The organism is Aestuariivita boseongensis (assembly GCF_001262635.1).
Taxonomy (GTDB): domain Bacteria; phylum Pseudomonadota; class Alphaproteobacteria; order Rhodobacterales; family Rhodobacteraceae; genus Aestuariivita; species Aestuariivita boseongensis.
In genome coordinates this window covers 94,609-106,275 of record NZ_JXYH01000007.1, presented here as the reverse complement: position 1 = coordinate 106,275, position 11,667 = coordinate 94,609, and the positions used below count along the sequence as shown (strand labels likewise).

At 63.1% G+C, this 11,667-nt stretch carries 11 protein-coding genes; 1 reads left to right on the top strand and 10 read right to left on the bottom strand.

The features are described 5' to 3' along the window. Positions 1–53: 53 nt before the first annotated feature. From TR61_RS04830 to TR61_RS04810, 5 genes are read right to left on the bottom strand one after another with little or no spacing between them, the layout of a single operon-like run. Positions 54–1,226 carry a molybdopterin molybdotransferase MoeA gene (locus tag TR61_RS04830; RefSeq protein WP_050928534.1) on the bottom strand — a complete coding sequence of 391 codons (1,173 nt, stop codon included), beginning with the start codon at positions 1,224–1,226 and terminating at the stop codon, positions 54–56. Beyond that, positions 1,223–1,696: a cyclic pyranopterin monophosphate synthase MoaC gene (gene moaC, locus TR61_RS04825; RefSeq protein ID WP_050928531.1), complete on the bottom strand. Its 474-nt coding sequence runs from the start codon at positions 1,694–1,696 to the stop codon at positions 1,223–1,225. Before moaC ends, TR61_RS04830 begins: the two co-directional genes overlap by 4 nt. Further along, a complete protein-coding gene (gene trpC, locus TR61_RS04820; protein ID WP_050928529.1) occupies positions 1,696–2,508 on the bottom strand; it encodes an indole-3-glycerol phosphate synthase TrpC in 813 nt (270 codons plus the stop codon). Before trpC ends, moaC begins: the two co-directional genes overlap by 1 nt. Continuing rightward, on the bottom strand, positions 2,505–3,524 hold the full coding sequence (gene trpD, locus TR61_RS04815) for an anthranilate phosphoribosyltransferase (protein WP_050928526.1): 1,020 nt from the start codon (positions 3,522–3,524) through the stop codon (positions 2,505–2,507). Before trpD ends, trpC begins: the two co-directional genes overlap by 4 nt. Continuing rightward, positions 3,521–4,102: an anthranilate synthase component II gene (locus tag TR61_RS04810; RefSeq protein WP_050928524.1), complete on the bottom strand. Its 582-nt coding sequence runs from the start codon at positions 4,100–4,102 to the stop codon at positions 3,521–3,523. Before TR61_RS04810 ends, trpD begins: the two co-directional genes overlap by 4 nt. A 182-nt stretch (positions 4,103–4,284) precedes the next feature. Here TR61_RS04810 and TR61_RS04805 point away from each other — a divergent pair, with 182 nt between their 5' ends. Next, on the top strand, positions 4,285–5,829 hold the full coding sequence (locus TR61_RS04805; protein ID WP_082181851.1) for a divergent polysaccharide deacetylase family protein: 1,545 nt from the start codon (positions 4,285–4,287) through the stop codon (positions 5,827–5,829). Positions 5,830–5,900: 71 nt separating this feature from the next. Here TR61_RS04805 and trpE read toward each other — a convergent pair whose 3' ends face one another. The 5 genes from trpE to TR61_RS04780 all read right to left on the bottom strand — a co-directional run bounded on the left by trpE (position 5,901) and on the right by TR61_RS04780 (position 11,665). After that, the gene (trpE, locus tag TR61_RS04800; RefSeq protein WP_050928520.1) at positions 5,901–7,412 is read right to left on the bottom strand and encodes an anthranilate synthase component I; all 1,512 of its coding nucleotides are present in this window, start codon (positions 7,410–7,412) and stop codon (positions 5,901–5,903) included. 2 nt (positions 7,413–7,414) lie between these two features. After that, entirely contained in the window at positions 7,415–9,256 is a 1,842-nt protein-coding gene (locus tag TR61_RS04795; RefSeq protein ID WP_050928518.1) for a peptidyl-prolyl cis-trans isomerase, read from the bottom strand. Positions 9,257–9,316: 60 nt separating this feature from the next. Then, entirely contained in the window at positions 9,317–10,492 is a 1,176-nt protein-coding gene (locus TR61_RS04790; RefSeq protein WP_050928516.1) for an aminotransferase, read from the bottom strand. 62 nt (positions 10,493–10,554) lie between these two features. Then, complete coding sequence (gene gpt / locus TR61_RS04785; RefSeq protein ID WP_050928514.1) at positions 10,555–11,058, bottom strand: xanthine phosphoribosyltransferase; 504 nt, start codon at positions 11,056–11,058, stop codon at positions 10,555–10,557. A gap of 4 nt (positions 11,059–11,062) precedes the next feature. Continuing rightward, the gene (locus tag TR61_RS04780) at positions 11,063–11,665 is read right to left on the bottom strand and encodes a LysE family translocator (RefSeq protein WP_050928512.1); all 603 of its coding nucleotides are present in this window, start codon (positions 11,663–11,665) and stop codon (positions 11,063–11,065) included. Positions 11,666–11,667: the final 2 nt, after the last annotated feature.

Below are 11,667 nucleotides of genomic sequence, written 5' to 3'. Positions count from 1 at the left end.
CGACTCCCCCGCCGGTATTTGGAAAGAGAAGAAACAGGGTGCCTTTGCGCCCTTTAGAGCGGGATGTAGCGGACCATATCGCCCGCTGCGCGCGCGGGGTCTTTCGGCGGCCGGATCAGCAGCGCGTTGGCCTGTGCCAGTACCGTCAGTAGGCTGGAATCCTGCCGGTCAAAGGCGGTGACCTGGCCATTTTCAACCACGGCGCGCATGTAATGGGTGCGTGGTCCGTTTTCCCTGATGGGTTCAGCCAGGGTCGCGGTAAGCGGGGCAGGGCGTGTGTCACCCAGCCCAACCATCTTGTTGATGACGGGCGCCACGAAGACATGGCCGCAAACCATGGCAGAGACGGGATTACCCGGAAGGCCGATCATGGCGGCTTGTCCCATCCGGCCCGCCATCAGCGGTTTGCCAGGGCGCATGGCGACTTTGTAGAAAGACCGCTCCAGCCCCATATCGGCCGCCACATCGCCTACCAGATCGTGATCGCCGACCGAGGCCCCGCCGATGGTGATGACCAGATCGGCGCCTTCGGCCAGCTTGAAGGCGGTTTTCAGAGAGGTCTCGTTGTCTCGGGCAATCGGCAGGATGCGGGGATGCGCGCCAAGGCTGTCCAGCATCGCCTTCAGCCCGAAGGTGTTCGAGGCGATGATCTGATCGGGGCCGGGATCTTCACCCGGCAGGACCAGTTCATCCCCGGTGGAAATCAGCGCCACCTCGGGTTTGCGGGCGACGGTGACCTGCGCGATGTTCATCGAGGCCAAAAGCGCGACGTCCTGCGCGCTGAGCCTGCGCGGCGCGTCGATGGTGGTGCCCTTGTTGAAATCAGCGCCGGCGGGACGAATATTCGGTTTGTCGCCGGGTTCGGCAATGATGGTGATCAGATCGCCTTTGCGCTCGACATCTTCCTGGATGACCACGAAATCGGCCCCGTCTGGCACCGGCGCGCCGGTGAAGATGCGCACGGCCTGGCCCGCGCCTACGCGGCCATCAAAGCGATGACCGGCGGCGGCCTCTCCGATGACTTTCAGTTGGACATGCAGTTCGGCCTCGGCGGATTTTATGGCGTATCCGTCCATAGACGAGGCCGCGAACGGGGGCTGGTCGCGCATGGCGACGGCTGCTTCCGCCAGCACTCGGCCCGCGGCCTGGATGAGGGGGACGGTTTCAGATGGCAGCGGGGAGGCCAGCGCCAGAAGCTGATCCAGCGCCTCATCAACTGAGATCATGACGCCTCGTATCGGCCCGATTTGCCGCCGTCTTTCAGCGTCACGTGGATGCCGCCGATTTCCATTGCCTTGTCGACGGCCTTGACCATGTCATAGACGGTGAGGGCCGCGACCGACACAGCGGTGAGCGCTTCCATTTCCACCCCGGTCTGGCCGGTGGTCTTCACCGTGCCTTCGATCCGAACACCCGGCAGATCGCGGTCGAGGGTCAGTTCAACCGCGACTTTGGTCACGGGCAGGGGATGGCATAGCGGGATAAGGTCAGGCGTTTTCTTGGCCCCCATGATGCCGGCCAGCCGTGCGACGGAGAGAACATCGCCTTTCTTGGCGCGCCCTTCCGAGATCAGTTGATACGTCTCGGGTGCCATTTTCACCCAGCCGGCGGCGGTGGCGATCCGGTCGGTCACGGCCTTGTCCGAGACATCGACCATATGCGCATCGCCCTTGGCATCGAAATGCGTCAGAGCCATCACATCACCCCCGTGGTCAAAGGATTGGCCAGAAGCGCGCGGGTCGCGGCTTCGACATCGTCCTGGCGCATGAGGCTTTCGCCAATCAGGAAGCAGCGGCTGCCATAGCGCGCCATGTCGGCCAGATCGGCGGGCGTGTTCAGCCCGCTTTCACAGACGATCATCCGGCCCTCGGGGACGAATTTCGCCAGCGATCGGGTTGTGTCCAATGTCGTCTCGAACGTGTTCAGATTGCGGTTGTTGATCCCGATCATCGTGCTTTTCAGTTCGGCCGCGCGGTCCAGTTCCGATCGGTCATGCACTTCGATCAGGGCGTCCATACCCCATTCCATCGCGGCTTCTTCCAGTTCCGAGGCCTGGGCGTCGGACACGCTTGCCATGATGATCAGGATGCAATCGGCGCCCAAGGCGCGCGCTTCGGCCACCTGATAGGTGTCATACATGAAGTCCTTGCGCAAAACGGGCAGGGAACAGGCGGCGCGCGCTTCGGTCAGGAAAGACTTCGCGCCCTGGAAACTGGGCGTGTCGGTCAGAACGCTCAGACAGGTGGCGCCACCGGCCTCATAGGCTTTGGCAAGGCTGGGCGGATCGAAATCGGGACGGATGAGCCCTTTAGAGGGGCTGGCTTTCTTGATCTCGGCGATCAGACCATAGCCCTGGCGCGATGCCATCAGAAGCGCCTCGGCAAAGGGGCGCACGGGGTCTGCTTCATGCGCCTCGGTTTCCACGGCTTCCAGCGGTTTGGCGGCCTTGTCGGCGGCCACTTCCTCAAGCTTGTAGGCCTTGATTTTGTCCAGAATGGTTTCGGTCATGACTGTCCTTGCGTGATCCTTGCCACTGCTGCGATCTTGTCTTTTGCCGCACCGCTGTCGATGGACTGTGCGGCCATCTCCACGCCAATGCGCAGATCGGATGCGGCTTCGGCCACCACCAGTGCTGCGGCGGCATTCAGCAAGACCGCATCGCGATAGGCCGAATGCGCCCCGTCCAGAAGCGCGCGGAAGGCGCGGGCGTTGTCTTCGGGTGTGCCGCCCATGATTTCGTCGAACGGGTGTACGGGCAGGCCTGCGTCTTCGGGATGCAGGTCCACCTCTTTCACCGCGCCGTCTTCGAGGGCAGCGACCCAGCTGACGCCGGTGATGGTCAGCTCATCCGTTCCGTCTGAGCCATGGACCAGCCAGGCGCGATCGGACCCCAGAGCGCTGAGGGTTTCGGCCATGGGCCGGATCAGATCGCGGGAAAACGCCCCGGTCAGCTGGCGCTTCACGCCCGCCGGATTGGTCAGCGGCCCCAGGATGTTGAAGATGGTGCGCGTGCCCAGTTCGGACCGCGTGGGCATGACATGGGCCGTGGCGGGGTGATGCATTGGGGCCATCATGAAGCCGATCCCAGCCTCGGCCAGCGCTTTTTCCACCACTTCGGGGCCGACCATCACGTCGATCCCCATCTGGGTCAGCGCATCGGCCGCACCGGATTTCGAGCTGAGATTGCGGTTGCCATGCTTGGCCACGGGTACACCCGCGCCTGCCACGACAAAGGCCGTCGCGGTCGAGATATTCAGCGTGCCCTTGCCGTCACCGCCGGTGCCCACGATATCCATGGCGCCTTCTGGGGCGCGGACCTTGTTGCACTTGGCGCGCATCACGGCGGCGGCGGCGGCATATTCATCCACCGTTTCGCCGCGGGTGCGCAGCGCCATCAGCAGTCCGCCTGTCTGGCTGGGGGTGGCTTCACCGTCAAAGAGGATGCCAAAGGCCTCTTCCGCCTGCGCGCGGGTCAGGGGGCCATTGGCCGCCGCATCAATCAGGGGTTTCAGCGCCTCGCTCATGCCGGAACCTTCATCACATTCAGGAAATTCTTCAACAGTGCATGCCCGTGCTGGGATGCGATGGATTCGGGGTGGAACTGCACACCGTGAATGGCCAGGGATCTATGTTGCAGCCCCATGATCGTGCCGTCTTCAAGATGCGCCGTCACCTCAAGGCAATCGGGCAGGGTGGCCGGGTCGACCACCAGCGAATGGTACCGCGTGGCCTCAAACGGGCTGGGCAGGCCTGCAAAAAGCCCCTGACCGGTGTGATGCATCACGCCCATCTTGCCGTGCACGATCTCGTGGCACCGCACGACATCGCCGCCAAAAGCCTGTCCGATGGTCTGGTGGCCCAGGCAGACCCCCATCAGGGGGATTTGCGCCTCGGCGGCCGCCTGGGTGAGCGCCAGGCAGATGCCCGCCTGATCGGGGTCGCAGGGTCCAGGCGACAGCAGAATACCGGCCGGGTTCATCGCCATCGCCTGCTGCACATCCAGCGCGTCATTGCGATGCACCTGCACATTTGCCCCAAGTTCGCCCAGATAATGGACCAGATTCCATGTGAAACTGTCGTAATTGTCGATAAGCAGCAGCATCGGCAGGATGGCCTCGGGTATGAAAGGGCTAGAGGTTTGCACCCCTCTCTTGATATAAGGGCATACATGTTCAGGGTTGCGCAGCAGCGTCAAGAGGTGCACCCCAAGCATATGGCAGATCGGGCAAAAAGACCGCCAAGACGGTTGTTCGTGGCCGAGGCGAAGACAGGCAGGAGCGTGACGTGGCACGAGGTTTTCTAAGCGGATTGATCTGGGGCACTGTTGTGTCTGCCGGTGGAGCGGTGTTCGTGTCGCTGTCGAACCCTTTGCCGCAACCCCCGAATGTGGCCAGTTCAGAACCGCAGGTTGCAGCACCCACACCCCCGGCAGAGGTCGTGGAATCCCCGCAAGCGGCCCAGGGTCAGGACAGCGCTGGCACGATCCAACCCTCAAGCCCGGCTGCGCCGGAAACCGATACGCTCACCGCGCTGGAAGAGGCCGATACAACCCCAGCCGAACAGCCCTCGGTCGGGACAGCCGAACCATTGGCGACAGCGTCCGAGCCGGATGCAGAGGCGCCAAGCGTGTCGACCACAGCCGAAGCGCCGCCTGCGCCATCGGTGGACAGCACAGCACCCCAGCCACCGGCAGTGTCGGAAGAGCTGACGATTTCCACGGAGCCCGCACAGCCCACACCGCCCCCCGCGATTGAAGAAGATTCGGGCTTCACCAGCCCCAATGTGGCCGAGGAAACGCCCGCCAGCCCCGCGTCGGAGAGCTCGGAAACGGCGGCCGCGCCAATGCCAGAGGTTGCCGAAACTGAAACGGAGCCTGCAACCGAAGCGGCTGAAACCCCTGCGGAGCCCGCAACAACTCCGCGTGTGGCCAGCCTGCCCACCGTTGGCAATGACGAGACAGCTGAGCCGGAACAGGAGACCGGGCAGGCCAGCGAAGAGATCGCCGCCGCCCCGGCGCAGCCCAACCCGACAGCACCCAGCCCGGGCATCGGCCAACGTGCGGGTTCCCTGATCGACCGCGATCAGGCGGCATCCACCTTGCCCGCTGTTACTCCGCAAGACTCCGCTGATACCGTCGCAGACCCGGATGCGCCCCCCTTCGAACGCTTCGCCGCGCCCTTCGAGAACCCCGACGACAAGCCACTCATGAGCATCATTCTGATCGATGATGAAGCGTCGATCGGGGCAGAGGCGCTGCAAACCTTCCCCTATCCGCTGACCTTCGCCATCAATCCGTTCGATCCGAATGCTGCGCAGAAGATGGCCCGCTACCGCGAGGCTGGGTTCGAGGTACTGGCCCTGATCGACCTGCCGCTTGAGGCTTCGGCACAGGATGCCGAAACCGCGCTGGAGGCGGGATTGGCCACCCTGAATGAAGCGGTGGGCGTTCTGGAAGGGGTGGGAACCGGTGTGCAGGGATCGCGGCCCTTGTCCGATCAGGTGACGGCCATCCTGCGCGACAAGGGCTATGGGTTTGTCACCCAGAATTCCGGGCTCAACACGGTTCAGAAACTTGCTGCGCGCGAGGGCGTGCCCTCGGCTTTCGTGTTCCGCGATTTCGACGGGGCGAACCAGACACCCACGGTGATGCGCCGCTTCCTGGATCAGGCCGCGTTCCGCGCAGGCCAGGAAGGCGGTGTGATCATGCTGGGCCGTGTGCGGCCTGACACCGTATCCGCGCTGCTGCTTTGGGGGCTGCAGGACCGGGCGAACCGAGTGGCGCTGGCGCCGGCCTCTTCCGTGATTTCAGCGCAGCCGCCCGAGCAATAAGGCGGGCCGGCGCAAGCGTCTTGCAAGACGCTTGCCCAAGCCGCTTCGAAGCGGCTTTCCCGCTCGGTCTGTCAGCGATTTCCTGAACGTGTGAAGCGTGCCGCATCTTCCGCCGCGCGCCGGATCGCGTTCGATTTATGGACGGTTTCCTCGTATTCCGCCTGCGCGTCGCTGTCATAGACAACACCGCCACCGGCCTGAATATAGAGAGTCTGGTCTTTGACAACTGCGGTACGCAACGCGATGCACATGTCCATATCTCCGCCCGCGCTGAAATAGCCCACGCCGCCGCCATAGACACCGCGCTTTTCCGGTTCCAGCTCGTCGATGATTTCCATGGCCCTGACCTTGGGGGCGCCAGATACAGTGCCCGCCGGCATCCCCGCAAAGAAAGCGTCCAGCGCATCCTTGTCCTCGGCCAGCTCGCCCACCACGTTCGAGACGATATGCATCACGTGGGAATAGCGTTCGATGATGAATTTCTCGGTCGGGCGCACGGTACCGATTCTGGCCACGCGGCCCACATCGTTGCGGCCCAGATCCAAAAGCATCAGGTGTTCCGCCAGTTCCTTTTCATCGGCCAGCAGGTCGGCCTCCAACGCGCGGTCTTCCTCGGGCGTGGCGCCGCGCCGTCTGGTGCCCGCGATGGGGCGGATCGTGACCTCGCGGCCAAAGACCCGGACCAGGATTTCCGGGCTGGCCCCGATCACTTGGAACCCGCCGAAATTGAAATAGAACATGAAGGGCGAGGGGTTCGTGCGCCGCAAGGAGCGATAGAGCGAAAATGGCGGCAGCGGAAACTCCTGCGCCCAGCGTTGGGAGGGGACGACCTGGAAAATATCGCCTGCACGGATGTAGTCCTTGGCCTTCTCAACGGCGTCCTTGTAGCTCTCCGGCGTGAAGTTCGACACCGGCTCCGGTGCCTCCATCGCGTCGCCCAAGTCCCGCGATTCAGACGGCATCGCGCGTTCCAGATCGCGCACCGCATCCATCACCCGTTCAGCCGCCTGCGCGTAGGCCGCGCGTGCGGTCTGTTTGTCGCTGGACCAGGCGGGGGAGACGACGGTGACCTCGCCCTTCACACCGTCGAGCACGGCAATCACCGTGGGGCGGATCATCACCGCATCGGGCAGGCCCATCGGATCGGGGTTCACATTGGGCAGATGTTCGACATGGCGCACCATGTCATAACCCAGATACCCGAAAAGCCCCGCCGCCGCCTGAGGCAGATCTTCGGGCAGGTCAATCCGGCTTTCGGCAATCAGCTTGCGCAGATTGTCCAGCGGATTGCCGTTCTGTTTCTGGTAACCTTTGGGATCAAACCGCGCCGAGCGGTTCAGTTCCGACACCTCGCCATGGCTGCGCCAGATCAGGTCGGGCTTCATCCCGATGATCGAATAGCGCCCGCGCACCTCGCCGCCTGTCACGGATTCCAGCATGAAGGCGTTTTCCGCAGCCCCCGTCAGCTTGAGCATCAGCGACACAGGCGTGTCCAGATCCGCGGCCAGGCGGGTATAGACGATCTGGTTTTCCCCCGCCTCGTAGGCGCGCGAGAAGCTGTCGAAATCGGGGGTCAGGGCCATCGTTACTGGAAGCTCGTCATCACCGCGTTCAACGCCCGTTCGTCGATCTGGGGATCGGCACGGAACTGCACGTCGCGCACAAAGGCTTGAAAGAGCGCCTGCGCGAGCGTTTGATCCAGCTCTTCACCCAGAGCTTCGCGCAGGTTGGCCATGTCGCCTGTGGTGTCAGCCGGTTTGACTTCGTCCAGCCGGACAACAAGGACAGACCCGTTCGCCGGGATCACGCGCAGATCGCCCGGCTCCATCTCGAACACGGCGATGATCAGCTCAGGCGGGGTGCCGTCGATAAAGGCGGTGCGGGTCAGGTCGGTTTCCACATTGGGCGTCAGACCTGCCGTGGCGAAATCGCCTTCGGTTGCCATGCTGGCGATGACCGAGGTGGCTTGATCTTCAAGCGCCTCTTCGGTCGCAGCGCGCAGGGCGTCTTCCTCAACTGCTGCGCGGGCGTCTTCGAAGGGTTGCGGGCGGGGCGGCAGGGTATCGTCAAGGCGCAGTGCGAACAGGCCGCCATCATCCAGGAAATCAATCTCCGGAAAATCATCGACCGTCACAGCCGCTGCGGCGGTGCGGAAAGCGCCATAGGCGGCGATATCGTCAAGCGCGTCTTCGGTCCAGTCGATCTGGCCCAATACCATGTCGGTCTCAGCCGCCAGTTCCTCCAGCGTCGCGCCACCGGCCAGGAGATCCTCGAACTCCTGGCTGAGGACCTCAAGCTCGCGGCGGGCGCGGTTCTGGGCCAGTTCATCGCGCAGCATCGGTTCCGCTTCTTCAAAGCTGGTTTCCTGCGCGGCCAGAACCCCGTTGATCCGGAACAAAGCAGGGCCAAGCGAGCTGGGCAAAGGCCCTACCACATCGCCGGCATTGGCCGCGAAAATGGCGTCGCCGGCCTCACCCAGATCTGCGCGTGCCACGTCGCCCATATCCACATCCGACAGGGACAGGCCACGGTCCTGAACCAGCAATTCAAAGCTGGTTCCGCCGACTTCCAATTGGGCCTTGGCGTCATTGGCGGCCTCTTGGGTCGAGAAGACCAGACGTTCCACCAACCGGCGTTCGGGCTGATTGAATTCCTCTTCCCGCGCGGCATAGGCCTGGCGCAGCGCCTCTTCATCAATCTGAACGCTGTCCAGAATGTCCGTGGGCAGAAGTTGGACGAAGGTGATCGACTTGGTTTCGGGCAGGGTATAGGCGTCGATATTTTCGTCATAGAAGCTGCGCAGAGCCTCCTCCGACGGGGTGGCGACCGGTTCAGTCAGCGCCTCTGGCCCCAAGCGGGCCCAGGTGAAGCTGCGGCGCTGGCCCACGAATTCAACGATCACGTTGTTCAGCGTATCAGGCATTTCAACGCCGCTTACGATGGCGCTTTGCACCAGAGTGCGCGCCGCTTCGTTGCGCAGATCCTGTTCAAATTCCGCTTCGGTCAGACCGGCCTGCTGAAGGGTAAAGCGATAGGCGTCACGGTCGAAACTGCCATCGAGCCCCTGAAAGGACGGGATCTGCACGATTTCCTGCTGCAGGTTTGCGTCCCCGATCGAGATGCCCATCTGCGCCGTCTCATGATCGATCGACGCCAGCGCCACCAGTTGGCCCAGAATCTGCCGGTCGATGCCAAGGGCCCGCACCTGTTCCATCGGCAGGGCCTGTCCGGTTTGGGCGACGATGGCATTGGTTTCGCGCTGCAATTCGCGGGCGAACTGATCGACCGTGATCACCTGATCCCCGGCCTTGCCCAGCGTGCGGATCGTGCCCGACAGGTTGGTCGCGCCAAACCCGGCCAGACCCACGAAGAGAAGACCCAGAAGGACCCAGACAAAGGTTTTCGACAGGCTGTTTTTTGCGGCCATGATGCCCCCGACAGGATTGTTCGGCCCCGTGCATACGATGCAGCGGGCAGGGGGGCAAGGTCAGAACGATAGGCCTTGCAAACGTGTGAAGAGCTGCCCAATTCCTGCCCGGTCCAGATTGGCAAAAGCGACGCGCAATTCGCGGTCCGCATCTGGTGCGCCGTCGGGGCGGAACATGGAGCCGGGCAGAAGCAGGATGCCCGCGTCTTTCACAAGTCTCGGGGCCAGTTCCGCAGACGGAATGTCGAACGGGTGTCGGACATAGGCGAAATACGCACCCAGGCCCCGCAGTTCCCATCCTTTGGCCGAAAGGGCGGGAAACCCCTCTTCGATGGCGGCGCGGCGGTCCAGGATCTCGGCCCGTTCTCCGGCCAGCCATTGCGACAGGTTCTGCATCCCCCAAAGTGCCGCATACTGACCGATCTGGTTGGGGCAGATCGCGACCGTATCGAGAAACTTCTCGACCTCGGCCAGAAGGGCGGGATTGCCGACCAGTGCGCCTACGCGATGCCCGGTGAGCCGATAGGCCTTGGAGAAGGAATAGAGGTGGATCAGAGTGTCGGGCCAGTCGGGATCCTGAAACAGATCATGCGGCGGGCCCGAGCGGCTGTCGAAATCGCGATAGGTCTCGTCGATGATCAGCTTGATGCCGCGCGATTTGGCCAGTTCGAAGAAGGCCCGCACCAGATCGGCGGGGTATTCCACACCGCCGGGATTGTTGGGGGTCACAAGAACGATGGCGCGGGTCCGGTCCGTGATCAGTGCGGCGGCTTGATCGGGGTCAGGCAAAAGCTCGGCATCGGTGTCCAGCGCTGCAATCTCCACTCCCTGCATCTGAAGCCACATCACGTGGTTGAAATACCACGGTGTGGGCAGGAGGATGCTGTCGCCTTCATTCGCGATGGCCGTGACAGCGGCACAAAAGGCCTGGTTGCAACCTGACGTGATGGCGACCTGGGGGGCACTGACCTCTCCGCCATAGTGGCTGGAGCATTGGCGGGCCAGTTCCTCGCGCAAGGCGGGCAGGCCCAGAACGGGGCCATAAAGATGCGCGCTGTCATCGGTCAGCGCGACCTGGGCCATCACCTCGCGCAGGGCTTGCGGCGGCGGATCGACCGGCGCGGCCTGGCTGACATTGATCAGTGGGCGGTCGGCGGGGAAGGCGACGCCCTCCAGCCAGCGACGCGCCTCCATCACCGGAGGGGCAAAGGTGGTGGCGGTGCGGGCAAGGGCCATGGAAAACTCCGGTTCACAGGTGTCAGGCTGAAGATTTTTCTACGAAAAATCCGGGTGCCGGCTCAATCCTTGCCGCGATAGGGCTCGACATATTGCAGGGCCATATCCCAGGGGAAGAAAATCCACGTATCCTGGCTGACGCCGGTGATAAAGGTGTCGACCTGCGGTTCGCCCTTGGGTTTGGCATAAACGGTGGCGAAATGCGCATTGGGATAAAGCTGGCGCACCAGTTCCAGCGTTTTGCCGCTGTCGACCAGATCGTCGATCACCAGAATGCCGGTGCCATCGCCCATCATCTGCGCATCCGGGGATTTCAGCACCATGGCCTCGGACTGGTTCTGATGGTCATAGCTTTTGACGCTGATCGTATCGACGGTGCGGATATCCAGTTCGCGCGCCACGATCATCGCGGGCGCCATGCCGCCGCGCGTGATGGCCACGATCGCGCGCCACGCGCCGTCATCGGGGCCCTTGCCATCCAGCCGCCACGCCAAAGCGCGCGCATCGCGGTGGATCTGGTCCCAGCTGACATGGAAGCCCTTTTCGTGCGGCAAACGTTCGGCCATGAAATTACCTTTCGATCAGAAGTCGCAGACCCAGCGCGCCCAGAAGCGTCGCGGCAATGCGGTCAAGCACGGGTTTCAAGCCCAGATAACCGCGCCGCGCCGGCGCGGATCCCAAAGCGACGGCGAACAGCGCATAAAACGCCAGTTCGACCAGGAAATGGTTCAGAACGATCAGCCCGATCTGCGGGGCGGTCAGGCCCTGTGGAAAGACGACGACAATCACCGCTGCCGCGAACAGCATGGACTTCGGATTTCCAGCGTTCACCAGAAACCCGGACAATGCCGATTTGCCGTGCCGGGCAGGGGCTTCGGGCAGGGGATCGCGCGCATGCCGCCAGGTCTGGATCGCAATCCAGATCAGATAGGCCGCGCCTGCGATCTTGAGCGCTGTATAGGTCCAGGGAAACAGCGCAAAGACCGTCTCAAGCCCCAGCAGCGCCGCCAGCGTCCACAGCGCGGCGGCCGTTCCAAGGCCAAGCCCGGTCGCCATGCCCGCCGCGCGGCCGGACATCACCGTCGTCTTGATGAAATACAAAAGAGCAGCACCGGGGGAGGCAATGGCCGCCATCAGAACCAGGTTGAAGGCAAGCAGGCTCTCCCAGCTCATCT